Annotated in this window: 21 protein-coding genes; 14 read left to right on the top strand and 7 right to left on the bottom strand. The window is 60.9% G+C overall.

What is annotated here, in order from left to right; translation table 11 throughout:
• Positions 1 to 106 precede the first annotated feature (106 nt).
• The 7 genes from IH944_07690 (at position 107) to IH944_07720 (ending at position 9,051) form a co-directional block, all read left to right on the top strand.
• A complete protein-coding gene (locus IH944_07690; protein MCH7904434.1) occupies positions 107 to 1,624 on the top strand; it encodes a CPBP family intramembrane metalloprotease in 1,518 nt (505 codons plus the stop codon).
• On the top strand, positions 1,621 to 2,784 hold the full coding sequence (locus tag IH944_07695) for a cysteine desulfurase (protein MCH7904435.1): 1,164 nt from the start codon (positions 1,621 to 1,623) through the stop codon (positions 2,782 to 2,784). The genes IH944_07690 and IH944_07695 overlap by 4 nt, the downstream gene beginning before the upstream one ends.
• A gap of 36 nt (positions 2,785 to 2,820) precedes the next feature.
• Positions 2,821 to 4,266: an ATP-dependent protease ATPase subunit HslU gene (gene hslU, locus IH944_07700; protein MCH7904436.1), complete on the top strand. Its 1,446-nt coding sequence runs from the start codon at positions 2,821 to 2,823 to the stop codon at positions 4,264 to 4,266.
• A 37-nt stretch (positions 4,267 to 4,303) separates the two neighbouring features.
• Positions 4,304 to 4,945 carry a hypothetical protein gene (locus IH944_07705; protein ID MCH7904437.1) on the top strand — a complete coding sequence of 214 codons (642 nt, stop codon included), beginning with the start codon at positions 4,304 to 4,306 and terminating at the stop codon, positions 4,943 to 4,945.
• Entirely contained in the window at positions 4,942 to 6,141 is a 1,200-nt protein-coding gene (locus IH944_07710; protein MCH7904438.1) for an HTTM domain-containing protein, read from the top strand. The genes IH944_07705 and IH944_07710 overlap by 4 nt, the downstream gene beginning before the upstream one ends.
• Positions 6,125 to 7,027, top strand: coding sequence for a hypothetical protein (locus tag IH944_07715; GenBank protein MCH7904439.1), 903 nt, complete (start codon positions 6,125 to 6,127; stop codon positions 7,025 to 7,027). Before IH944_07710 ends, IH944_07715 begins: the two co-directional genes overlap by 17 nt.
• A 122-nt stretch (positions 7,028 to 7,149) precedes the next feature.
• Complete coding sequence (locus IH944_07720) at positions 7,150 to 9,051, top strand: 1-deoxy-D-xylulose-5-phosphate synthase (protein ID MCH7904440.1); 1,902 nt, start codon at positions 7,150 to 7,152, stop codon at positions 9,049 to 9,051.
• A 55-nt stretch (positions 9,052 to 9,106) separates the two neighbouring features.
• On the opposite strand, the gene lon is transcribed toward IH944_07720, so the two are convergent.
• Positions 9,107 to 11,452: an endopeptidase La gene (lon, locus tag IH944_07725; protein ID MCH7904441.1), complete on the bottom strand. Its 2,346-nt coding sequence runs from the start codon at positions 11,450 to 11,452 to the stop codon at positions 9,107 to 9,109.
• Positions 11,453 to 11,669: 217 nt separating this feature from the next.
• Here lon and IH944_07730 point away from each other — a divergent pair, with 217 nt between their 5' ends.
• Positions 11,670 to 12,314, top strand: coding sequence for a PilZ domain-containing protein (locus IH944_07730; protein MCH7904442.1), 645 nt, complete (start codon positions 11,670 to 11,672; stop codon positions 12,312 to 12,314).
• On the opposite strand, the gene IH944_07735 is transcribed toward IH944_07730, so the two are convergent.
• Both IH944_07735 and IH944_07740 read right to left on the bottom strand, forming a co-directional pair.
• Entirely contained in the window at positions 12,311 to 12,559 is a 249-nt protein-coding gene (locus tag IH944_07735) for a 4Fe-4S binding protein (protein ID MCH7904443.1), read from the bottom strand. The two genes, IH944_07730 and IH944_07735, sit on opposite strands and share 4 nt — an antisense overlap.
• A gap of 54 nt (positions 12,560 to 12,613) precedes the next feature.
• A complete protein-coding gene (locus IH944_07740; protein MCH7904444.1) occupies positions 12,614 to 13,258 on the bottom strand; it encodes a TetR/AcrR family transcriptional regulator in 645 nt (214 codons plus the stop codon).
• Between the two features lie 158 nt (positions 13,259 to 13,416).
• Here IH944_07740 and erpA point away from each other — a divergent pair, with 158 nt between their 5' ends.
• A complete protein-coding gene (gene erpA / locus IH944_07745) occupies positions 13,417 to 13,821 on the top strand; it encodes an iron-sulfur cluster insertion protein ErpA (GenBank protein MCH7904445.1) in 405 nt (134 codons plus the stop codon).
• Between the two features lie 58 nt (positions 13,822 to 13,879).
• Here erpA and IH944_07750 read toward each other — a convergent pair whose 3' ends face one another.
• From IH944_07750 to IH944_07760, 3 genes are all read right to left on the bottom strand, one after another.
• On the bottom strand, positions 13,880 to 14,251 hold the full coding sequence (locus IH944_07750; GenBank protein ID MCH7904446.1) for a PilZ domain-containing protein: 372 nt from the start codon (positions 14,249 to 14,251) through the stop codon (positions 13,880 to 13,882).
• A 57-nt stretch (positions 14,252 to 14,308) separates the two neighbouring features.
• Complete coding sequence (locus IH944_07755; protein ID MCH7904447.1) at positions 14,309 to 16,540, bottom strand: HD domain-containing protein; 2,232 nt, start codon at positions 16,538 to 16,540, stop codon at positions 14,309 to 14,311.
• 130 nt (positions 16,541 to 16,670) lie between these two features.
• Positions 16,671 to 18,044 carry a hypothetical protein gene (locus tag IH944_07760; GenBank protein ID MCH7904448.1) on the bottom strand — a complete coding sequence of 458 codons (1,374 nt, stop codon included), beginning with the start codon at positions 18,042 to 18,044 and terminating at the stop codon, positions 16,671 to 16,673.
• Positions 18,045 to 18,241: 197 nt separating this feature from the next.
• On the opposite strand from IH944_07760, the gene IH944_07765 reads away from it, so the two are divergent.
• On the top strand, positions 18,242 to 19,438 hold the full coding sequence (locus IH944_07765; protein MCH7904449.1) for a hypothetical protein: 1,197 nt from the start codon (positions 18,242 to 18,244) through the stop codon (positions 19,436 to 19,438).
• Here the strand turns inward: IH944_07765 and queF are convergent.
• Positions 19,435 to 19,791 (bottom strand): NADPH-dependent 7-cyano-7-deazaguanine reductase QueF, encoded by a 357-nt coding sequence (queF, locus tag IH944_07770; GenBank protein ID MCH7904450.1) that lies wholly within the window; start codon positions 19,789 to 19,791, stop codon positions 19,435 to 19,437. The two genes, IH944_07765 and queF, sit on opposite strands and share 4 nt — an antisense overlap.
• A 34-nt stretch (positions 19,792 to 19,825) precedes the next feature.
• Between queF and fabD the strand changes: the two genes are divergently transcribed.
• The 4 genes from fabD to fabF all read left to right on the top strand — a co-directional run bounded on the left by fabD (position 19,826) and on the right by fabF (position 23,100).
• On the top strand, positions 19,826 to 20,764 hold the full coding sequence (fabD, locus tag IH944_07775; protein ID MCH7904451.1) for an ACP S-malonyltransferase: 939 nt from the start codon (positions 19,826 to 19,828) through the stop codon (positions 20,762 to 20,764).
• Positions 20,761 to 21,501, top strand: coding sequence for a 3-oxoacyl-[acyl-carrier-protein] reductase (fabG, locus tag IH944_07780; protein MCH7904452.1), 741 nt, complete (start codon positions 20,761 to 20,763; stop codon positions 21,499 to 21,501). The genes fabD and fabG overlap by 4 nt, the downstream gene beginning before the upstream one ends.
• 96 nt (positions 21,502 to 21,597) lie before the next feature.
• Positions 21,598 to 21,834: an acyl carrier protein gene (locus IH944_07785; GenBank protein MCH7904453.1), complete on the top strand. Its 237-nt coding sequence runs from the start codon at positions 21,598 to 21,600 to the stop codon at positions 21,832 to 21,834.
• 6 nt (positions 21,835 to 21,840) lie between these two features.
• Positions 21,841 to 23,100 (top strand): beta-ketoacyl-ACP synthase II, encoded by a 1,260-nt coding sequence (gene fabF, locus IH944_07790; protein MCH7904454.1) that lies wholly within the window; start codon positions 21,841 to 21,843, stop codon positions 23,098 to 23,100.
• Positions 23,101 to 23,103: the final 3 nt, after the last annotated feature.

Here is a 23,103-nt window from a genome sequence, read left to right on the forward strand (position 1 = left end):
GGCACGGCTCCTTGCAAGGCCGGGCCGGCAGCACAAATCCCATGCCGGGGGCCGTTCGGTATGCCACGATAAGTCGGGTTGCACAAGCCCAGCGCCTAAGCGAGCCATGCCGGACGAACACCCAAATCCAGATAGCGAGCAGCAGAACGCCCCTCCAGTTATCAGCGAAGGCCAGCCAACTGATTCTGTAGTCGATCACACCGAGGCCGACGCTGCGGAGGCTCGACGACGTCGATCGGACAACCGGTTTTTCGCAGTCGCAGCCTGGGGGCTGGTTGCTCTTGCGTTTCTCTTTCTGATAATCATTGCCGTAGCTGGCGCGTACGATCGCCGAGGCGGCAGCGAGTTAGATTTTGCAGTCGCTGAAAAGGAGCTGCAGGTAAACGTCGAGCAGGTCGAGCTCGTTCGCAGAAGCTCCCTGCCAATGCCCAGCGCAGGGTCGATCCCCATTGATCGCAGTGTGCGCAACCACAGCACTGACGACGTGTGGGCAGCGCGAATCCTAGCAGTAATCAGCTTTGAAAACGGCGAAGAGGTGCCGGAAGCCGTGCTCGAACTGCTCGCAGGCTCCGACAGCGAGTCCGACCAGGCGATCGCCGTCCTGTACGGGCAGGGGGACTTCGATCAGCGGCAGGCAGACGCGATCGAGCAGGACGCGGACGTAGCGTATTCGTACCGATTGGCGACGGTCCACGCGCTGGAAAGGCTGGGCGACGAGGACGCTCGCGCGCGGCTGCTGGACACGAGGATGTTCGTTCGGACGGCTGTCGTCATCGTGTGCGCAATAGGGCTTGCTTTTCTGGGTCTGGTCGTTATCGTCGTCTATGTCGTACGGAGGTCGACGGGCTCCGCCGTGCCGGTCGGCTACCCGAGCTTTCGCGATGGCGTTCTTGGTGCAGACCGCTCGGCGTTTCGGTTTGGCTTGTATCTTGTGGCGTTCCTCATGCTATCGATCGTCGTCGCGCTAAGAGAACTTGGGGTAACGGAGGCTGGCATAACCGTCCTGCACGGCGTACTCGTAATGGCCGCAATCTTGGTGATCATCGCAATGCCGATACGCGGCGTAGCGGACAGCATCAAACGAGTTTTCGGACCATGCGCTCCGTTTATCGCGACGCCGCTAGGTGGCGTCTCAGACAGCCTCAAGCGAGTTTTCGGTCGAAGCGCCCCGTGGCGGAATCTTGTTGGCGCGGGGGCACTGGCGTATGTGGCGACCGTGCCGCTGCTCGGAATCTCCATTCTTCTAATGATCTGGCTGACCAAGTTCTTCCCCTCCCCAATGCACCCGATCGGCGAACAGCTTAGCTCCGCCTCACCGCTTAGCACAGTATTGCTTTTCACGAGTGCAATAATTTTGGCGCCGATCACAGAGGAGCTGGCGTTCCGAGGGCTGCTGTTTCCGGCGCTGGCCGAACGCCTGAAAAGCCCATGGGCCGGAATGCTCGTTTCTGCGTTGCTGTTCGCGGCGATCCACCCCCAGGGACCGGCGGGCTGGCCGCCCTTGATCGCGATCGGGTTCATGGCTGCGCTAGTTACGTACCAAACCGGATCGCTCTTGCCGGCGATCGTGCTGCACGCGTTGAACAATGCTTTCACCCTAACGGCTGACCGATTGATAGGATGAAAAAGCGCATTTATCTCGACTACGCGGCGACTTCGCCGATGCTGGCTGAAGCTCGCGAGGCCATGGTGCCGTGGCTCGACTGCTCGTTCGGAAACCCTAGCTCAATCTACGCCGAGGGGCGCGAGGCCAAGCACGCGATCGACACGGCGAGGGATGCCGTCAGCAGCGCGCTGGGCTGCCGGTTCGGCGAAGTGACGTTCACGTCCGGCGGGACGGAGTCGGCAAACGCGGCGATGATCGGCGTCGCGCTGGCGAACAAGAACGCCCAGCGGGACACGGTCTTGATGAGCGCGGCAGAGCACCACTGCGTGCTCGAGACCGCAAGCGTGCTGACGCGGCTTGGCCTGCAGGTCAAGACGATCCCAGTGACGGCGAAGTCGGTCGTCGAGCCCAGCGCGGTCGAATCCGCCTTGACTGACAGGACGTTGATCGTGAGCGTGATGCACGCGAACAACGAGACCGGTGCGCTCAACGACGCGCGGGCAATCGCCGACTTGGCACGCGCGAGCGGCGCCCTGTACCATTGCGACGCCGTTCAGACGTTCCCGTGGTTCAACGGCTCAGCGTGCAAGGCAGAGGAGATCGGAGCGGACCTGATTTCGATCTCCGCGCACAAGATGGGCGGGCCGAAGGGGATCGGGGCGCTCTACGTTCGCGCAGGGACCGACACCAAGTCCGTGATCGTCGGCGGGGGCCAGGAGCGCGACTCTCGGGCAGGCACCGAGAACGTGCCGGGCATCGTAGGATTCGGCGCGGCGGTGGATGCCTCCGTGAAGACCGGGTGCCAGAGCGTCGCAAAGAAGGCGGCTCGAAGCAAGTTCCTAGAGGAGCTTCAGCGGCTGTCGCCGATCGAGTTCGAGCAAATCGCCGCTGGCGTGGAGACGCTGGCCGGCCACGCCCACTTGCGTTTTCCAGGCGTTCGCGCGGAGACCTTGCTGATCCGGCTGGATCGCGATGGGGTCGCCGCGAGCAGCGGATCGGCGTGCAGCAGCGGCGGGCTCAACCCCAGCCACGTGATGCTCGCTTGCGGACTCACGAGAGAGCAGGCAGCCGAGTGCGTCAGGTTTACGTTCAGCGGCGGAACGACAACAGACGCCGCCGCAACAGCAGGCGCGATCGTTGCAAAAGCGCTGACGGAAATCCTGAGCAAGCGAGCCTAAGCGCCGCAGGTACCGATCTGGTACAACCGAGTTGCAATGAGCCTGCCGATCGAAGACCTGACGCCGCGGCAAATCGTCGCAGCGCTAGACCGGTACATCATCGGGCAGCACGACGCTAAGAAGGCGGTCGCGGTAGCGCTCAGGAACCGGTATCGCAGGCAGCAGGTGCCCGAAAAGGAGCGCGAGGAGATCACGCCCAAGAACATCCTCATGATCGGGCCGACCGGCGTCGGGAAGACGGAGATCGCCCGGCGGTTGGCTCAGCTCGCCAAGGCGCCGATGGTCAAAGTAGAAGCGACGAAGTTCACCGAGGTCGGCTACGTTGGCCGCGACATCGAGTCGATCATTCGAGACCTCGTCGCCGTCGCAGTCAGGCTGGTCGAACGCGAAAAAATGGAGGAGGTGAGCGCCAAAGCGGAGGAGATCGCTCGAGAGCGGCTCGTCGATCTCGTCGAGGAAGAGCTACGCGACGACACATCGCCCAGCAGGTCGGTGGCCGACAACCCGTTGATGCGGCACGCGATGGAGATCTTTGGCACGATGCCGGGCGGCGAGCCAGAGAAGGCCGAGGCTGAAGAAGAGCAGGTAGAGGAGGAGACGGACGACGATCGGCGCAAACGCATCGAGAAAGAGGTCAAGGACGGAGTCCACGACGAACTCTTGCTAGAGATAGACTCTGACGACCAGGGCATGAGTTTCCTGCAGGTGTTCACGCCACAGGGGCCAGAGGAGATGGGCTTCGACATGGGCGGCATGATGAACCCGTTCGGCGGTCGGCGGTCCACGCGCAAGGTCAAGGTCCGGGACGCTCTCGAACCGCTCATCGAGCAGGAGGCGGGAAAACTGCTTGATCGCGGGTCGCTGCACCGCGAAGCTTTAGAGAGGGCGGAGCAGACCGGCATCGTCTTCATCGACGAAATCGACAAGATCGCGATCAAAAGCGGCCACGGCGCCGGACCGGATGTGTCTCGCGAGGGCGTACAGCGCGACCTTCTCCCCATCATCGAGGGTTCGACCGTCGCGACGAAGTACGGATCCCTCCACACCGATCACATCCTGTTCATCGCCGCTGGCGCGTTCCATCAGTCCAAGCCGAGCGACCTGATTCCCGAGCTTCAAGGCCGACTGCCGATCCGCGTCGAGCTGCACAGCTTGAGCGAGGAAGACTTCCGTCGGATTCTGCACGAGCCGCAGAACGCGCTGACCAAACAGTATCAGAAGCTGCTGGCGGTTGAGGGCGTAAAGCTGAAGTTCAAAGAGAGCGCGTTCGACGCGCTGGCTAGCCTAGCGGCTGAAGTGAACAGCCGCACGGAGAACATCGGTGCCCGACGCCTGCACACGTTGATGGAAAAGCTGCTTGAGGACATCATGTTCGACGCACCGGACGACGCGCCCTCCAGCGTCGTCATCGACTCAAAGTTCGTGCACGAAAAGCTACAGAATCTCGTAGACGATACGGACTTGAGCCGCTACATTCTGTAGCCCGGCTTTTGCGTTCGATTGGTTCATACTGAACGTGATGGCGGAGCGCGAAAAATCGCGAGGTGTTCACTGGGGAATCAAGGCGTTTGTGCTGTGGCATCTGTTCTGCATCATCGCTTGGTCGCTTCCGAACCCTCCCGCTAGCAAAGTGACCGGAGAGGAGGGGAAAAAGCTGCGAAACCTGCCCAACCGCTTCTTGCAGAGCAACTCGGACTACATCAAGGGCAACAAGTTTCCCGAAATGAAAGCTCACCCCGTTCGCAACTACATGAACGCAACGGGGTTCTGGCAGTCTTGGGGTATGTTTTCGCCAAATCCGGCGAACGTCGATGTTTGGATCGACGCGACCGTGACATTTCAGGATGGATCGCAAGCACGGTTCCAGTACCCTCGCATGAAAACCATGCCGATTTGGAAGAAGTACTTCAAGGAGAGGTACAGGAAGTTCGTCGAAAGATTCAACCCAGATATCGTGAGTTACAAGTGGCCGCCTATCGCCGCGCGGATAGCGTACCTGAGCTATAGCGATCCGGAGAATCCGCCGATCCAAGTAGATCTGTATCGCCACTGGAAGGTGATCTTGCCCCCGCCCGAACCTCCGCCGGAGGAGTACAACGTCTTCCTCTTTTACACTCACACGGTTGATCTCGAAAAACTGAGGAGCGACGCGGGATATTGAACTGGCTTCGGGCACTGCTGAACCCATTTCGCCAGTTCGGGGAGTGGCTGTTCGGCTACGGCTCGCCAGTGACCATGGGCCTGTTCCGCGCCGTGTTCGGGGGGCTGATCTTTACCAACCTCATGATGATCTCGATCGACTTCGAGGCTTGGTTCACGGAGAAAGGGTTCACGCCAGTCTATCTGCTGGAGTACTGGAACGGCGACGTCATCCGCTACTCGCCGCTGGCCAACGTCACTGATTCGCGCATCACGCTGCTGGCATTCATCGTCACGACGCTCGCGGCCCTATTTACGTCGCTCGGACTTTTCAGCCGTGTCTCATCGGTCGTGCTGTTGCTCGGACTGACGGCGTTCCACCTCCGCAATCCCGACATCCTGCACTCTGGCGACACGCTGATGCGAGCGATGGCGCTTTACATCGCACTGTCCCCCTCTGGCGCCGCCTGCTCGATCGACCGGTTGATCGGGCTCTGGCGCGGCAAGGCGCCGCTCGAGCCGCTGGACGTCTCGCTCTGGCCGCAGCGGATGATGCAGATCCAACTCGCGCTGGTGTACTTCGCGACGGCGTGGCACAAGTCGTTCGGCGATTGGTGGCTCAACGGTACGGCGACGTACTACCTGCCTCACCTTGATGAGTTCGATCGGTTCCCGGTGCCCGCTTGGGTCGATCACCCGATCATGATTTCGGCGAGTACATGGTTCACGCTGCTGATGGAGGTCGCGCTGGCAACGCTGATCTTCTCCAAGCCGTTCAGGAAATGGGTGCTGCTGGGCGGCATCCTACTGCACGTCGGGATCGAGTACCGGATGAACATCCCGCTCTTCGCGTTCATCATTACGTCTTGTTACATAACGTTCTATGAGGGGACCGAGGTCACTTTGTGGGCTTCGCGCGTCGGCCAGCGATTGAAGAAGTGGCAACTGTCTGTCCAGATGCCGAGCGGGCGGGAATTGAGGAAATCAGGTCTCGCTGTGCTTTCGGCCGTTGATCCCTTTGGGCTCGTGACGTACAATCGTGGCGAGACCGGCGATTGGCGTTCGTTGACCCCCAGCGGTACAGCGGTCGCGTTTACGTCGGCGACGCTGGCGAGGTCGCCGGGCGCCTGGCTGCTGTGGCTGTGGCCCCCGGCATGGCGCAGGCTGTGCGACCGCGCGTTGGCAACGGTGGAAGATAGCGATGCGACGGCTCCGTGATGTTCTTAAGTTCAAGAAGCCCAAGACGCGGGGCTTCGCCATCACCGACGGCTACTACCTGTCGATCCTGGCAGCCCGGGCGCAGCTCCCGACGGTCGTGTCGATCGCCAATCCAAAGGGCGAAGGCGGTGCGGTGCCAGGCTTTGCGGTGCCACTTAGATCCGATTCGAAGAAGGCCGATCTCGGCCGTCCGCTGGAGCGTGGACAGTACGCGATCGCTTCCCTGGACAGGAAGACGGTTCTGAAAATGCTCGTACTGTCAAAGGAGGAGGCGGGATTCAACCCGTCGGCGTTTGTCCGCTCCGAACTGGGCATGAGCTGGCCCAAGGAACTGCGAACAAGGGTCGAAGCGACTTGGCTGCTGCTTCAGCTGACGTTCGAGTCGTACGATCCGGAGCTCTATCCGTCGCTGGACTTTCTGCTGAAAGTCGCCAAGCGGGGCGCGGAACTGACCGACGGTCTCGTAGCCGACCCCCTTTCGCGCGTGTACAAACTGCCCGACGACGTGATCTCTCCTCGACCGGAGAACGAACCGGTCTGGGCAAGGGACCACGTCAAGGTCGAGATTCGCCCTCAAGAAGCCGGACTGCACTGCTACACGTTGGGGCTTCAGAAATTTGGACTGGCGGAATTTGAAGTGTACGGCGTGAAGCCCGATGTCGCCGAGGCTGCCGAGCTATTCCTCATCGGTCTATCGCAAGCGTCGCTCAAAGGAGAAAAACTCAAGGTCGGAGTCACAGTCGGGGAGAAGGGCGAAGCCATCACGTTGGCAGAGGGCGGGTTGGATCGCGGCCTGTGGGAGGGCGTACGGTGCCTGGAGCTGATCTCTGAAGATAGCGGCGATATCGGCGAGGCGATGGTCGCTTGGCTCCGGCACCAGTCCTAGGGCAAGGGCACCTCGCCGCCGCGGAGCGACTGGGCCTGTTCGCACCACCACCGACAGCGTCAGTCGAACTCTAGGTAACCTTTGTGCGTAGACGTAGCTGTGGAAGCGGACCGAGAGCCCCAATGAGCACCGAATACGAGATTCTGAGCGAGATCGTCAGCCCGACTGACTTGCATAAGCTCAGCGATAAGGAGCTCCTTCAGCTCGCCGCCGAAGTTCGCCAAGCTATCGTAGACAAGATCAGCAAGACCGGCGGCCACTTCAGCTCCAACCTCGGTACGGTCGAGTTGACGGTCGCACTGTACGCCTCTTACTCGATGCCCCCGGACAAGGTGATCTGGGACACGGGGCACCAGGCGTATCCTCACAAGCTCCTCACAGGCCGTCTGCCCCGGTTCGAGACCATGCGCAAGCACAAGGGGCTGAGCCCGTTCCTCAAGCGTGCCGAGCACGAGCTGGACCACTTCGGCGCCGGACACGCGGGCACCGGAATCTCTGCGGCGCTCGGATTTGCGGTCGCCCGGGATAGACAGGGCACGGGCGAGCGGGTCGTCGCCGTCACGGGCGACGCGGCGATCTGCGCCGGAATGAGCTGGGAGGCGCTGAACCACGCTGGCGAGATGGGCTCCGACCTCACTGTCGTCCTGAACGACAACCGCATGTCGATCGCCCCGAACGTCGGCGCGTTGACGTCGTACTTCACTCGCCTGCGTTCACGCCCCCGCGTCCAGAACTGGGCTCAGCGGGCGAAGGAGCTGATCGAGCGGGTCCCTGGCCCAGCACCGCGCATAGCCGCCGGTCTGCGGCACGGCGTCACGCACTACTTCGCTCCCGAAGAGACCGGCACGATCTTCGAGGAGATCGGGTTCGAGTACATCGGACCGGTCGACGGGCACGACCTCCTGGGCCTGCTCGAGATTTTCCGCAACCTGCGCCAGGTGCGTGGCCCGCTCTTCGTTCACGCGATCACGGTCAAGGGCAAGGGGTACGACATGGCCGAAATCGACGCGCGCAAGTGGCACGGCGTCGGCGCGTTCGACTCCCAGACCGGCGACATGCCCAAGAAGAAGGCTGGCCCGGTGCAGTACACCAAGGCGTACGGCGACGCGATCGTGGAGATAGCCAAGGAGGATCCGCGCGTCGTGGCGATCACGGCCGCCATGCCCGACGGGACCGGGCTCAACAAGTTCGCCGCCGAGTTCCCAGACCGGTACTACGACGTCGGCATCGCCGAGCAGCACGGCGTCACGTTCGCCGCAGGCTTGGCGGCTGGCGGCATGAAGCCGTTCTGCACGATCTACTCGACATTCCTCCAGCGCGGGTTCGACCAGGTGCTGCACGACGTGTGCGTCCAGAACCTGCCGGTCCGATTCCTGATGGACCGCGCGGGGCTCGTCGGCGCCGACGGCCCGACGCACCACGGGGCGTTCGACATCAGCTACCTGTCCCCCCTGCCGAACATGACCTTGCTGGCCCCGCGGGACGCCACCGAGCTGCGCGAGATGCTGGGTTACATGAAGGATTACGACAAGGGGCCGATCGCCCTGCGGTACCCAAGGGGCACGACGCCCGAGAACCTGCCGGAAGGGCGCACGGCTGTCGAGTTCGGAAAGGCGGAGGTGCTCGGGTCCCCTACCGAGGGTGAGCCGCAAGTCACGATCTGCGCGTACGGGTCGATGGTCGGCCAGGCATGGTCGGCGGCCGAGAAGCTAGCGGGCGAGGGCACCGTCATCAACGTGATCAACGCGCGCTGGGCCAAGCCGATCGACTTCGATACTATCCTCGGCCTGGCTGAAGAGACCGGGAACCTCGTCACGATCGAAGAGGGCTCGCGTCGCGGCGGTTTTGGCCAGGCGGTGAGGGACGAAATCGTGGAGCGAGGCCTGAAGATCGACCACAGACTGATGGCCCTGCCCGACAAGTTCATCGACCACGGAGACCAGAAGCTACTTCTGCAGGAGAACGGGCTCGGACTGGACGACATCGTCGCTCAGGCCTGCGCACTCACTGGCGCAAGGCGTTAGCTGGCCTTGGCAGTAGCGGATCAGAGACCATGGTAGGCAAGTGGGCTAAGAGCGGCTAGCGCAACGCCAGTTTCAGCACGTCGTTGGCGTTCTTCACCGGGTGGAACTCCAACTCTGATCTTGGACCCTCAGGAAGTTCGTCCAAGTCGCGCATATTGTCCATGGGCAGAATCACGTGCTTGATTCCGGCCCGGTGCGCAGCTAGCATCTTTTCTCGGATTCCGCCGACGGGCAGGACCTTGCCGCGCAGGGTGATTTCGCCTGTCATGGCCAAGTCGCATCGTACTGGCCGTTTGGTGTACGCGGACACGACGGCGGTCAACATCGTTACTCCTGCGCTCGGCCCGTCTTTCGGGACAGCGCCCTCCGGTACGTGAATGTGAGTGTCGAACCGGAACTCCCTATCCTTGTGCAGCGACTTCTGGTTCGCGCGAATGTAGGTCAACGCGGCGAGCGCGGACTCCTTCATCACGTCGCCCAGCGAACCGGTGAGGCGGACCTGCGGCTGTTCACCGTAGGGCAGGCTCAGGTTGACCTCGATCGTGACGATGTCGCCGCCGTACTCAGAGTACACGAGCCCGGTGGCAGCGCCGATTTCATCTTTTCGGCCTTTCATTCCGTACCGGAAAAGCGGCTTGCCGAGCATCTTGATTAGTTGCTTGGGGTCGACCTTGACCCGCTGGGCGTCGCCTTCGGCTATCATTCGGGCAGCTTTGCGGCAGATCGTCCCGATCTCTCGCTGCAGTGATCGAACCCCTGCCTCTCGCGTGTATTGGCGGATCACCGTCTCAAGCGTCCTCTTGGAAATAGTGAGCTGCGACTTCTTCAGACCGTGTTCGCTCAACTGCTTCCCAACAAGGAACCGCTGGGCGATGTTTAGCTTCTCGACCTCCGTGTAGCTGGGGAAGTGGATGATCTCCATGCGATCTCGCAGTGCAGGCGGGATGTTCTCCAGCAAATTTGCCGTTGCAATGAACATGACGTTGCTCAGGTCGAACGGCACCTCGATGTAGTGGTCGGAGAAGTTCACGTTCTGCTCAGGGTCGAGCGCCTCTAACAGCGCGCTTGTCGGGTCTCCGCGCAGATCGCTCGCCATCTTGTCGACCTCGTCCAACATGAAGACCGGATTGTTCGTTCCGCACTGCTTGATGCCGTGGACGAGCCGCCCCGGCATTGACCCGATATAAGTGCGCCGATGACCCCGGATCTCGGCCTCATCTCGGACGCCGCCAAGCGATATTCGCAGGAACTTTCGACCGACAGACTCGGCGATCGACCGACCGATGCTGGTCTTGCCGACGCCGGGCGGCCCTACGAAGCACAGGATCGGACCTCGCAGGCTCTGGCTCAACTGGCGGACCGCCAAGAAGTCGAGGATGCGGTTCTTGACCTTCTCAAGTCCGTAGTGGTCTCGGTCTAGGATGAGGCGCGCTTGCTTGACGTCGATTTCGTCGCGACTGGTGACGTTCCACGGCAGGTCGACCAACCAATCGAGGTAGTTGCGGATCACCATGCCTTCCGGCGAGCTCGAAGGAGCGCGCTCCAACCGGCGCAGTTCCTGGATCGCCTTCTCTTGGGTTTCCTGCGACATTCCGGCAGCTTCAATCTTGGATCGATACTCCTCTCCCTCTTCGCTATAGACGTCGTCTTCGCCGCCCAGTTCCTGTTGGATGGCCTTGAGCTGCTCGCGAAGATAGTACTCGCGTTGAGTCTGCCCCAACTCCTCTTCGACTTTCGTGCGCAAAGATGTTTGCAGCTCCAAAACTTGCAGCTCGCGGGCGAGAATGTGAACGAGCCTCTCCAACCGGGCGGCAATGTCGTCTTCGGCGAGCAGCTCGTGACGGGCGGCCGTGCTGAGCGTCGGTAGGTGGTGAGCTATCGTGTCTGCGAGCTCTCCGGGCTCCGTGATCGAACCGAGAATGTCCAGGACTTCGGGAGGCGCTTGCAGTCCGAGCGCCGCAGTCTGCTGGAACGACGACACGCACTCGCGCATCAACGCGTCCACCTGCTCGCCGGTGGCTCGTATCTCTGAGATAAACTCGTAGTCGCCTTGCAAGAAGCCGGAGCGCAGCGTCAGCTTGCCGATCCTTGCTCGTGCCAGGCCGCGAAGAACGACGCGCATGGTGCCATCGGGCAGCGGCAGCACGTGCAGGATTTCGCTCAACGTCCCGATTCGATAAAGATCTCTGGCGGAAGGATCCTCGACTTGAGGATCCTTCTGGCTCGCGACAACCGTCTCACGGTCGCCTTCTAGCGCCTCTTGCAACGCCCTGAGAGAGATGTCGCGTCCGATCAGCAGCGTCTGGATCACGCCAGGGAAGTGCACCGTGTCGCGCACCGGCAGAACCGGCGCGTGCAGACGCGTTTTGCTCGCCGTTGACGAACTCGTTCGCCTCGCCATGTAACTTGCACCTTACCTAACAGTCCTACGGCCTGCAACGGGTGGAATCGCCAGTATTGCCAGTTATCGAACCTCTAGGCCTGTTCTTAAGAGGTTTTGAGCCAGCCGCTCTGCCGAGTTTGATGCCCAATCTCGGTCAGGATACAGCAATTTTTACAGGTCGTAGAGCCTTTGCAGGCTAGATCGCGGCGATGTGCCAACCGATAATAGATTTGAGATGTCGAAGATAGGGCTGGAGAGTTTCGCTGGGTCACGGTGCCGCCTTTCCCGGCTCAGCGACGGCAAAAAGTTTGCTGGCTGGGTCGAGCAGTTCACGGGCGCGCGGCTGGCGGTCGTCTCTGAGACTTCCTTCGACCTGGCCGAGGGCGAGGCTGTCTATGTCGAGCTGTTCGGCGATTACGTCACTGCCTGCATGACGGTGGACGTGACGGCTTGCGGGCCAGCGGACGAAGCATTGGACAGTATCTTCCATATGGAGTTGTTGCACGGTCAACCGACAGCGCAACGAACGGAGGGGACAGTCACGAGCAGAATTCGTGTGGTCGATTCGGCGGAATCGCGTCGGCGCGTCGTTCCCAACTGGAATGTGGCGGTCACGCTTGCGGACGGGCAGACGCAAGGTACAGTGCACGACGTCTCTGCCTGCGGACTTGGCATCGACGTTGAAGGACCGATCGAGGCTGGCTCTGAAGTCGAGCTGGAGGTGCAAACACCCTTGGGCGAGGTGAAGTGCCAGGGGAAAGTTCGGTATTGCCGCGAATTGCCTAACGGTGACGGAACGTACCGTTGCGGGGTCAACGTCGATTACTTGAGCCGCGTCGACTATGCGCGCTGGGCGCAGATAACCCACGAGGCCGCTTAGCAGCCGGACCTTTCTTCCGACTCCACCCTATTCTTCTCCACATAGTCCCGCCACTCGTCTGGCACGTCTGTATCGACAAAGATGGCGGTTACTGGACATTCCGGTTCGCAAAGTCCGCAATCGATGCACTCGTCTGGGTGGATGACGACCATGGTATCGGTCTCATAGATGCAATCGACTGGACAAACGCTCATGCACGATTTGTCCTTTACGCCGATGCAGGGCTCTGTGACTACATAGGGCATGCTGAATCAGGTCGGGGATGCAGTCAACGGACTGCGACCACAATTCATGTTACATTATCGAGCGTTCGCTCTTGAGGACTCAAGTCCATCGGCGGGCACCTCCCCCATTCCAGCAGAGACTGGACTGGCGGTGCCGCTGAGGAACAGCCGGATAACTAGATCGCGATCCAGCGACTCCATGGAAGAAGCGCGCCGGTACTTCGGTCGGTCCAACGACAGCAGATGCACGAACACTTGCCCGAACTCCTCTTTGGAGAGGTCGCGACCGTTGGATTTGGCATAATCGCACACGCCTGCTCCGATCGGTCGGAAAACGCAGCTGTCCAGAGCCTTGTCGATCAGGTCGAGTGATTCATCCCCGGAGAGCCATCGGCGATCTCGCAGAACTTGGACGACGTCCATGGATGTATTTGCCAGTAGGACTTGTCGGACTCCACGAAGGAATGCCTCAGGGCCCTCTTGACGGTCGAGCGCGGACAGCTTGCTCTCGATTCGCCTCAGCGCCTCACCGATCCAGGCGACGTACAGGCCCTCCTTGCCGTCGAAGTGGTGGTACAGAGTGGGAGCTTTCACGCCGCTGTGATCGAGAATCTGGGCAACGGTCACTTCGCTGAGGCCCAGCTTGCAGAACAACTGCTGTGCGGCTTCCAAAAGCCTGGCTCGACCGTTCGGACCTGATTCCTTCTGCGCATTAAGCATTTATGATGTTTGTCCTGTCCACCATTATGATGGAGAGCATCCGTTCAAACTTGATTCTGCGTTTGATTGGACGCAATATGGCTCAAATCGCACCAGTAAAACGGCGATTTTCTTGCGAATCTGTAGATTAGTGTCATTATAGTGGTATGAGCCTAGCAATGGAAGGCCCAACAGAGTCGATTGCGATTTCGCTGACCGAGCGCGCGGCAGACGAACTCATAGCCTTAATGGCTGCCGAGGGCAAGGCCGATAGCGCCCTGCGTGTATGGGTTGCCGGTGGCGGATGCAGCGGGATGCAGTACGGTATGGCCCTCGATGATGGCGAGCCGGCTGCCGACGACAAGGTCTTGAGCCACCTCGGCGTCAAGATTTACGTCGATGACATGAGCCTGCAGTATATGCAGGGTGCCATCGTCGACTACGTCGATGACCAGATGGGGCCTGGATTCAAAATCGAGAACCCCAATGCCACTAGTTCGTGCGGTTGCGGCTCGTCTTTCAGTACCGAGGACGGTCCTGCGGAGACTGGCGGTTGCGGTAGCTGCGGACACGGTTCGAATTAAGCGGCGAACTACGCCGCAAAGGGGTGCCAAGTAGAGCTCCGTCGCCGGGTTGGCTGGCTCAGCGCGTCAGGAGTTCGCCTTGCTCTTGAAACACTGAGTGAACGTAATTCACCCACTGAACCCGCTCCTTGTCGTTTTCCGGCTTTACCTTGAACCCAGTCGCGAATAGTTCCGAGTTCTTGACTTCGATTGAATACCGGGATTCAACATGTACTTCTACCGGCGTTGCACCGGCCTGTCCGACCATTACGACCAAGGATTGGTCGATCGGAATTCTCTCGCGTGATCGAGTCTGGAACCCTCCGAGGCTGACGTCAACGATCACGGCTGTGTGTCCATTTCGTCGGTCAGGCCGCCGCACGAATGCGTACTCGAGTAGTTCGAACCTAGCATGGCGCCGCTGATCGCTTCTGGGTTCCTTCTCGCACATGTACGGTGATTATCGGACTCTTGGGAAGAATCCGTAGGTTGCAGTAGCTTCGGCTAGCTAGGCTGCCAACCCGTCAGCTTGGTCGATCTGGCCGGTCAGCCCCAGTTCGGAAATGGTCGATTCGAGCGCCTTGACGACGGTTACGTCCAGTTTGCCATCCTTGACGTCCTGCCAGATGATCTCCATAGATTCTTCGACGCTCTTTCCAGCTCGATACGCTCTACTGGTTGTCATGGCATCGAACATGTCGGCAACGCTCACGATTCTCACGATGAACTGGATATCGTCTCCCGAAAGACCGTCGGGATAACCACTGCCGTCGAGCCGTTCATGATGGTATTTGACGATCTGCAAACAGTCTCGGAACAGCTCCATCTCGCTAACGATGGCGGCGCCCTTGATCGTATGCTGTTTCACGATCTCGTACTCCTCGCCAGTCAGTTTTTCCGGTTTCAGCAGGATTTCATCCGGAATCCCTATCTTTCCGACGTCGTGCACGAGCGCACCGTGTTCTACTGTTGCGATCTCCGTAGCGGACAGCCCAAGGTGACGCGCTATCTGGGAGCTGTAGTTTCGCACTCGTTCGGAGTGACCCGCAGTGTACGGGTCTTTCGCGTCTATTGCCCGCACCATCGTACGAACGGCGACCTCAAGATTGCCCTCCAGCTCCGCGAGGGCAGTGCTCAGCAGGTAGTTCTTATTCTCTACCTGGCGGTGCTTTCTGTGGACTTCGTTCTTAGCCCGAACTAGCGGTGTTACATCGACGCAGAAGACCAGCAGATGACACGAACCGCCCGCTTCGTGTGCAACCGGCGCGCAGTAAGCCTCGAAGTGAATGTTGGTCAAGTCCTGACACTGAATCCGGAGGGTTGCGGAGAACGGTTTTCCGTCTTTTTCAGCGAGTTCGAGGGCTCTGTCGAAGGCTACGCGGTCATCAGGATGAATCGCAGAAAGGACGTTCTCGGTGCTCTCGCTTTCGGCTGTTCCCCACGCCCCGTTTGTGAAGATGCACTCACCGGCAGCGTATCCGAACAGCCCGATCGGGAGCGTCTGAATTAGGTTGTCGTACCGCGTTTGGAATTCGGCGCCGGCGCTAACAGCTTGCTTGAATCGGCTCTGCTGTCCGGAGAGCGTGCCGAGCAGAGCGAGCGCGAACACGGACATCAGCGCGGTGAGAATCAACCTGGTCGCCTGCTCCCCGCTCGCCAAGGCGCGCTTGCCGTTCGCGTCGGCCAGGCTGCTCTGCAGCTCGCCCATTTCGATCTTCATTGCCAGCGCCAGGTTTGCTCGCTTTGTGCTTTGATCTGCCCCATCTGCTAGCCGAGCGGCAGAGAACTCGTCGATCAGCGTAGCCAGCCCCAGTCTCTGCTTCGATCGGCAGACGCGAGATACGTGGGCCATCTGTGACTTCCAACGGAACTCGGGCGGAGCGCCCATCAGCGCTTGGAGCGTGTTGAGGCTCCTCAGCACCGCAATCGTGCTGCCTTGCTCAGCTGTTGAATCCCTCATCTCGAGATACTCGATAGCGCCGTCTGAGACGATTGCTGCCGCCAGGGCCAGTATGCCGATCGACATCCAAACCCGCCGTTTGCGATGCAACGCCAGCTCGCCCCAGGGCGAACGTCCGGAGCGGACCAGGCCGTACGAGATGGTTGATGCCAGGAGAGCTGAGATGAGCACGGCGATGGCCAATCCGAGCCAGAGGCCAGCGCGCAGCTCCTGCATCTGCAACAGGACGCTCGAGTAATCCTGCCGGACGACGAGCACGGAGTCTAGACTTCCGTCGGATTGGGTGAGAGGCACGTATGCCGTGAGGTAGCTGCCGGAGCCGTCTGTGGCAGGGCTGTCGCTCAAAACCGCATACCCGGACTGTATCGCCTCCAGCGCGTCAGCGACCGAAGTCGCATCGAGATTCGTAGCTTTGGATAGCGATGGGTTGCGATCCGCATCTGGTCGCAGAACGTTTATGAGTTCGCCTTCGACAAGTCGGAGCGTGTACAGAGACTGGATGTTGGGGAGGTTTGCCAGCGTGCGTTCCAAGGCAAGCACCCCTTCACGATGCGCTGCCGAGTGTAGGTCGCCCTCGTCACGGATTGTCGAGTGGGCGTCGGCGTCGATCTGAAGAGCGGCCAGGTGCGACGCACTTTCAAGCTCTCGCCGTGCGGTAGCCTCCATCGACCACTTGGTCGACGAGTACACGACGAGGCAGGATGCCGCCCCAACGGTCAAGAAGCCTAAACCGAGAAGGCACACCAGTTTGATCCAGGAGGAATCGCTCCCTGTGGTCATCGCGCGCTCTTGGTCTCCCGTGTCCAATTATCGGTACGTTGGCCATAGAACTCGCAGTATTGCTGGGGCAAACAGCGCCCAGGCGATCTCACTGCGAGGTCGCCCAGGCGTTGGAACGGTTATTCGACGGCTACTTTGAACCTACCGAAGTGATGAGCACATGGCCGGACTCGGCGTCGTACTGCACGTTCATCTCGAGCGTGTTCTGAACGAAGCTCAACGGCACGATCGCCCGCCCGTCTTGAATGTAAGGCGCCAATTCGAACAGGAATCGAGTTCCATCCACCAGTCCGTACTCTTCACCGATCTTGAACCAAAGCTTGTAGCCTAGCCCCTCTGCGTCGACCTCTTTGGTCTCGTGCGTCCAGCGAACTTCACCGCCGGCTTCCTCGAAAAGGTGGCGGAACGGCGTGAGCGGGACGCCGCTGGCCACGGTAGGCATCACGTCGAAGTTAATCTTGTTGCCGTTCAAGCTGATCGTGAACGTACTTCCCTCCGCCAGACGTGTACCGTAAGTCATGGCTGACAGCTCCAATCGATACGGCTGTGCGGGGCTGGAGACGGCGCTCCCGTCGGGCGGCAGCAATGCCACGCGCTCACCAGTCGGCGTCATCATGCGCTGGCCGGTCGCCGTTCCCTTGAGCTCGGTCTCAAGCCTCGTTCCTGCCGGGTCGGCTGTTTGCAGCTCATTGTCATTGACCGCCACGGAGGCAGCAGCTTTCGGCGGTACCGGTTCGGTGACGTTTGCGAACTCGCCGATAGGCGGGTCGGTCGCCCTGATATCCGCTGCGCCGCCTGTCGTCGGATCGCCTTTAGCGGTGCTGGCAGTCGACTGCTCGCGTCTTGGCTCGACGCCTCGGCGTTCGGTGCGACCAACCGGATTGTTCACGAACAGCCGCATCTTTTCGGTCTTGTACGTGCGGTTGTTCTGGTCGACGATCCACGCCTGCACTTCGTGCCAACCGTTCTTGGTCCGGCTCGTGTCCCAGAGATATGTGTACGGAGGAACGTTGCGAAGCGACCTGAACGTGTCGTCGATGTAGAAGCTGACGAACACGTTTCGAAGGTTCTGGTGGAATCCGAGCTTGATCGATACCGGGCCTTGCACCGTCGCTCCGGCCTTTGGGCGCTCCAAGAAGACCGGCCCGGTCGGCTTGCGATCGACGGCCACGATGCTCGTCTCGTGCGCGACCAGTTTTCCCTTCCTGTCGTACAGTCGAATCTCGATCGTATTCTCGCCGTCTTTCAACAGAGCGGTGTTGAGCGCGAAGTTCGTCTCTCCGCTGTCGCGAGAGTCATCGACGACGCGGGATGTGATGCTCTTGCCGTTGACCCGCATCTCGATCATGGCCGCATTGACGCCGTCGTACTGTACTGTGATGGTGCGGTTGTTAGCTGCGCGGCTGATCAGAACCGTTCCGTCGATAAAGGTGGCGCCTACAATACCGACCGCAAAGGTCAGCAAGGCGGCCATAACAAGCTTAATTTGCCAATGCGAATTCATGCCCAACTCCAAGCCCCAGCAAGATCCCCAACGAGGCCAGACCGCCAGTTTTCCACGTAGCGGTGGAAAAGTCAAGGGGCATTGAGTCTGCGAGGGGGTTGCGAAGGAACGGCTAAACTGTGCCAACCATGCTGTTCGCGTGCGTAATTTGGGCTTTCGGCCTTCAGACTGCCACTCCCGTAGAATTGGGACAGTACGTGAAAAAGCCTGACGCCAGCTTCGAGTGGCACCGCCAAGTCGTCGATGGCTACGGGTCGCTCGCTATAACCAGCCAAACGTGGCAAGGCGAGCCCTGGAAGCACGATATCGTCATTATCCGGCCATCGGACCCGGCGAATCTGGGCACAGCGATCATCGAGATAACCGGCTGGGAGCCCAACGAGCGGGACTACGAATACGCGCGAACCTTGGCCGAGGCGTCCGGCTTGCCGGTCGCGCTGCTGTTCCAGATTCCAAATCAACCGATCGACGGGCGTGAGGAGGACGACTTGATCGCCCACACGTTCGAACAGTTCTTCCTGTCTGGGGACCCCTCGTGGCCGCTGCTGTTCCCGATGGTGAAAAGCGTGGTCCGGACGATGGACGCCCTTGAGCAGTCGACCCAGGGTGCGGCTGATCCACTCACCAAGTTCGTTCTAACCGGCGCGAGCAAGAGGGGTTGGACGGCGTGGCTGGCTGGAGCGATCGACGACGACCGTATCGTGGGGATCGCCCCCGGCATATTCGACAACCTCGACTTCGTCGCACAGCTGAAGCAGCAGATGGAGTACTGGGGCGAGTACTCACCGCTGATCTCAGACTACACGGATCGGGGCTTGCAGGACCTTCTCGACACCGAGCCTGGCCAGGAGCTGATTCGAATCGTCGACCCGATCAGCTATCTGCCGGGGATGACCGTACCCACGATGGTTTTGACGGGTACGAACGATCCGTACTGGACCGTGGACTCGACTCAGGTGTATTGGGACAGGTTGCGTATGCCGAAGTGGTCGGTCGTGAACCCGAACACAGGGCACGGCGCCGGCGATATCGATTGGTGGGCGCCGTCGCTCGGCGAGTTCGCGCGGCGTTGCGCCGAGGGGCGGATGCTTCCGGTTTTTGTGCCTGAATCTGTGCTGACACCTGGCAGATGGGAGATCAAGATCCTGGCGGGAGCCGGAGCGGAGGAGTACCGGGTTTGGCGGGCTGGCTCAGACGACCTGCACTTTGAGGAAGCGGAGTGGTCTGCGGGAGAGACGAGCTACCTGATGGCGGTAGAGCAGGAGTTCGAGATAGTCGTCAAAGGCGAACGTGCGCGTGGAGCCAACATGGCGATTTTCGTCGAGGTCATGTTCGGTCGTGAGGGCAGGCGCTTCCGTCTCACAACGCCGGTGTACCTCGTCCGGAGCCGCTAGGGGCGCGGGCCGGTCTCTGCGGTGACGACGCTCGCTATGCCGCCCCGCACGTTGAACCGCCCCGTGACCCTCATCCAGCGCGGACTGCACGCCGCAACCAGGTCGTCGAGAATCCGGTTGACGACTGCCTCGTAGAAAACCCCCTCGTCCCGGAAACTGTAGTAGTACAGCTTGAGCGCCTTCAGCTCGATGCAGAGGCCATCGGGCACGTACTCCAGCTCGATCGTCGCGAAGTCCGGCTGGCCGGTCTTGGGGCAGACGCTCGTGAACTCCGGGCAGGTGTGCAGGATCGTGTAGTCGCGCTCCGGTGCCGGATTGGGGAAAGTCTCGATGCTCGGGCTCACGGTGGGAATCGTACCCGCGCCCAGGCTCGGACGCAGGGGTACGATGAGCCGAATGATCGCGGTCGTCTTTCCAGGTCAGGGATCACAGGCGCCAGGCATGGGTAAGGAGCTGTTCGACGCCAGCACCGCCGCTCGCGGCGTGTTCGAGAGCGTCAGCGAGGCGACAGGCACAGACGTGGCGAGCCTGTGCTTCGAGAGCGACGAGGCCGAGTTGCGTCAGACTCAGAACGCACAACTGGCGCTGTTCACGGTCGGCGTCGCTGCGTTTCGGGCGTTGAGCTCGGCGGCACCCGACCTCCCGGTGCGGGCGGCGGCTGGGCACAGCGTAGGCGAGTATGCGGCGTTGACGGCGGCAGGCGTGTTGACCGTGGAGCAGGGAGCCCGACTGGTGCAGCGCAGAGGCGATCTCATGGCGCGCGCCGGCAAGCTCGCGCCCGGCACGATGGTTGCGGTCCTAGGGCTGGAACTAGACGCGGTGGAGATTATCTGCGCCGGCGTGGCTGGCGTGTGCGGCGTGGCCAACGACAACTGCCCAGGGCAGGTCGTCGTTAGCGGAGAGGTTGCTGCCGTCGAACTAGCGTCAGAGAGGCTATCCGCGGCCGGGGCGAAGCGCGTGCTGCCGCTCAACGTGAGCGGCGCGTTTCACAGTTCGCTGATGCAAGAGTCCGCTGAGGCGATGGCTGCTGGGCTCAGGGCCGTTCAGTTTAGCGATGGGTCGATGCCGGTCTACAGCAACGTCTCGTCAAAGCCCGGGCAAGAGTGGGCCGACCTGTTGGAGAAACAGCTCGTCAGCCCAGTGCGATGGAGAGAGTGCGTGCAGAATATGCTTTCGGACGGGTTCGAGACGTTCATCGAGTGCGGCTGCGGCACCGTGCTGACCGGACTGCTAAGGCGAATTGACAAGCAGGCTACCGGGCTCGCAGTGAACGGTACAGAGTCGCTCACAAGCGCGATCGAGTCGCTCAAGGAGAAACAACGATGAACCCTGAAGCAAGGGTCGCCCTCGTAACGGGCGCGAGCCGCGGTATCGGGCGGGAAATAGCCATCCAGCTTGCTGCGGCAGGTGCTTCGGTCGCGTGCGTCGCCACGTCGCAGAGCAACGCCCAAGCCACGGTTGACCAAATAGTGAGCGACGGAGGCGTCGCCAAACCGTTCGGTTGCGACGTATCGGACTCTGTCGCCGTAAAGGAGACGGTCGATGCCGTCAACGAAGCGCTGGGCCCGCCGCTGATCTTGGTGAACAGCGCCGGCATCGCCCGCGACACCTTGATGATGCGAATGAAGGACGATGACTGGGACGACGTGCTCGCCGTGAACTTGAAGGGCGCGTTCAACACGATCAAGGCGTGCCATCGCGGCATGATGAAGGCGCGCTGGGGTCGGATCGTGAACATCACGAGCATCGTCGGCCTGCACGGAGCCGCCGGACAGGCAAACTACGCCGCGAGCAAGGCAGGGCTGATCGGCCTGACGATGGCGGCCTCGAAGGAGCTAGGCAGTCGCGGCATCACGGTCAACGCCGTCGCCCCAGGGTTCATCGAGACGGACATGACGAGCGACCTTCAGCAAGAGGTTCGCGATCACGTTATCAGCGCTGCTTCGCTCGGTCGGCTGGGCGAACCGTCTGACGTCGCGCCGCTGGTTGCGTTCCTATGCAGCCCCGCAGCCGGGTACATAACCGGGCAAACTATCACCGTGGACGGGGGCCTGACGACGTAAAGTCCGAAACCCAAGAACCCGTTTGGGTGTATCCTGCGCAGGGACAACGCGCTGGGATACTCTGGCCCGGTCCACAAAATACATTAGGTGCAAAATATGTCGGCATCCGTTCTAGAAAGAGTGAAGAAAGTGACTTGCGAGGAGTTGGGGGTCTCCGAGGGCGAGGTTCACGAGGAAGCGAGCTTCATCGAGGACCTTGGGGCAGACTCGTTGGACGTAGTCGAACTGGTCATGGCGTTCGAGGACGAGTTCAGTATCGATGTGCCCGACGACGACGCGGCGAGCATGAAGACGGTCGGCGAAGCCGTCAAGTACATCGACTCCAAGCTTTAGGCAAGCATGGCACCTTTGACCGGACAATCTGGTCGAGTCGTCGTCACCGGCATGGGTGCAGTGACGCCGTTGGGCACAGGCGTATCAACGTTTTGGCCGCGTTTGCTGGCTGGCGAGAGCGGGGTTGCTGCGATCACGCTCATGGACGCCTCCGATTACACCTCTCGCATCGCCGCCGAGGTGAAGGACTTTGAGGCCGTCGACTTCGTCGACAAGAAAGAGGCCCGGCGGATGGATCGGTTCCTGCCGTTCGCGTGTGGCGCTGCTGCCATGGCCGTTGAAGACGCCTGTTTTCCTGACGACGACGATGTGCGGCGTGAAACGGGCGTGCTGATCGGATCTGGCATCGGCGGCCTGACCATGATGTACGAACAGGTCCAGCGCCTCTTAGAAGGCGGGCCGTCCAAGGTGTCGCCGTTCTTGGTTCCGTACATGATTCCAGACATGGCGTCTGGCTACGTGTCGATCCAGCACAAGATGCGCGGCCCGAACAGCTGTGTCGTGACGGCGTGCGCCACCGGTACCAACGCAATCGGCGACGCGTACAGAATGATCCAACGCGGCGACGCGATCGCCATGCTCGCCGGGGGCACCGAGGCTCCGATCAATCCGGTCGGGATGTCGGGGTTCTGCGCGGCCAGAGCGATGAGCAAGCGCAACGACGAGCCGGAGCGTGCGTCGCGTCCGTTTGACGCCGACCGGGACGGGTTCATCATCGCCGAAGGCGCTGGTGTGCTCGTACTCGAGGATTACGACTTTGCGAAGAAGCGCGGCGCGAAGATGCTGGCCGAGATAATCGGCTACGGCATGTCCGGCGACGCTTATCACATCACGGCCCCCGATCCGGAGGGCGCCGGCGCGTTTCGAGCGATGAAGATGGCGATAAAGGGCGCGCAGATCGAGCCTGGGGACATCGACTACATCAACGCGCACGGGACGTCGACCAAGTACAACGACATGCTGGAGACTTCCGCGATCAAGCAGGTCTTTGGAGACGCCGCTGCTACGACGCCGATCAGCAGCACAAAGTCGATGCTCGGACACATGCTCGGCGCTGCTGGCGCTGTCGAGGCCGTGATCTGTATCCAGGCGATGCTGCACGGCGAGATTCCGCCAACTGTCAACTACGAGACGCCAGACCCGGATTGCGATCTGGACTACGTGCCGAACTCCTCGCGAAAGGCGACCGTCGATATCGCGCTGTCGAACTCGTTCGGCTTCGGCGGCCACAACGCCACGCTGGTGTTCAGGAAGATAGGGGCGTAGGCC

This window comes from Armatimonadota bacterium (assembly GCA_022563855.1).
In the GTDB taxonomy this organism is placed as follows: domain Bacteria; phylum Armatimonadota; class Fimbriimonadia; order Fimbriimonadales; family Fimbriimonadaceae; genus JADFMN01.

What these genes read in the sequence shown, in the direction of transcription:
- IH944_07690 (MCH7904434.1), top strand. Translation starts at nt 107, where the DNA reads ATGCCGGACGAACACCCAAATCCAGATAGCGAGCAGCAGAACGCCCCT.
- IH944_07695 (MCH7904435.1), top strand. Translation starts at nt 1,621, where the DNA reads ATGAAAAAGCGCATTTATCTCGACTACGCGGCGACTTCGCCGATGCTG.
- hslU (MCH7904436.1), top strand. Translation starts at nt 2,821, where the DNA reads ATGAGCCTGCCGATCGAAGACCTGACGCCGCGGCAAATCGTCGCAGCG.
- IH944_07705 (MCH7904437.1), top strand. Translation starts at nt 4,304, where the DNA reads ATGGCGGAGCGCGAAAAATCGCGAGGTGTTCACTGGGGAATCAAGGCG.
- IH944_07715 (MCH7904439.1), top strand. Translation starts at nt 6,125, where the DNA reads ATGCGACGGCTCCGTGATGTTCTTAAGTTCAAGAAGCCCAAGACGCGG.
- IH944_07720 (MCH7904440.1), top strand. Translation starts at nt 7,150, where the DNA reads ATGAGCACCGAATACGAGATTCTGAGCGAGATCGTCAGCCCGACTGAC.
- lon (MCH7904441.1), bottom strand. Translation starts at nt 11,452, where the DNA reads ATGGCGAGGCGAACGAGTTCGTCAACGGCGAGCAAAACGCGTCTGCAC.
- IH944_07730 (MCH7904442.1), top strand. Translation starts at nt 11,670, where the DNA reads ATGTCGAAGATAGGGCTGGAGAGTTTCGCTGGGTCACGGTGCCGCCTT.
- IH944_07735 (MCH7904443.1), bottom strand. Translation starts at nt 12,559, where the DNA reads ATGCCCTATGTAGTCACAGAGCCCTGCATCGGCGTAAAGGACAAATCG.
- IH944_07740 (MCH7904444.1), bottom strand. Translation starts at nt 13,258, where the DNA reads ATGCTTAATGCGCAGAAGGAATCAGGTCCGAACGGTCGAGCCAGGCTT.
- erpA (MCH7904445.1), top strand. Translation starts at nt 13,417, where the DNA reads ATGGAAGGCCCAACAGAGTCGATTGCGATTTCGCTGACCGAGCGCGCG.
- IH944_07750 (MCH7904446.1), bottom strand. Translation starts at nt 14,251, where the DNA reads ATGTGCGAGAAGGAACCCAGAAGCGATCAGCGGCGCCATGCTAGGTTC.
- IH944_07755 (MCH7904447.1), bottom strand. Translation starts at nt 16,540, where the DNA reads ATGACCACAGGGAGCGATTCCTCCTGGATCAAACTGGTGTGCCTTCTC.
- IH944_07760 (MCH7904448.1), bottom strand. Translation starts at nt 18,044, where the DNA reads ATGAATTCGCATTGGCAAATTAAGCTTGTTATGGCCGCCTTGCTGACC.
- fabD (MCH7904451.1), top strand. Translation starts at nt 19,826, where the DNA reads ATGAGCCGAATGATCGCGGTCGTCTTTCCAGGTCAGGGATCACAGGCG.
- fabG (MCH7904452.1), top strand. Translation starts at nt 20,761, where the DNA reads ATGAACCCTGAAGCAAGGGTCGCCCTCGTAACGGGCGCGAGCCGCGGT.
- IH944_07785 (MCH7904453.1), top strand. Translation starts at nt 21,598, where the DNA reads ATGTCGGCATCCGTTCTAGAAAGAGTGAAGAAAGTGACTTGCGAGGAG.
- fabF (MCH7904454.1), top strand. Translation starts at nt 21,841, where the DNA reads ATGGCACCTTTGACCGGACAATCTGGTCGAGTCGTCGTCACCGGCATG.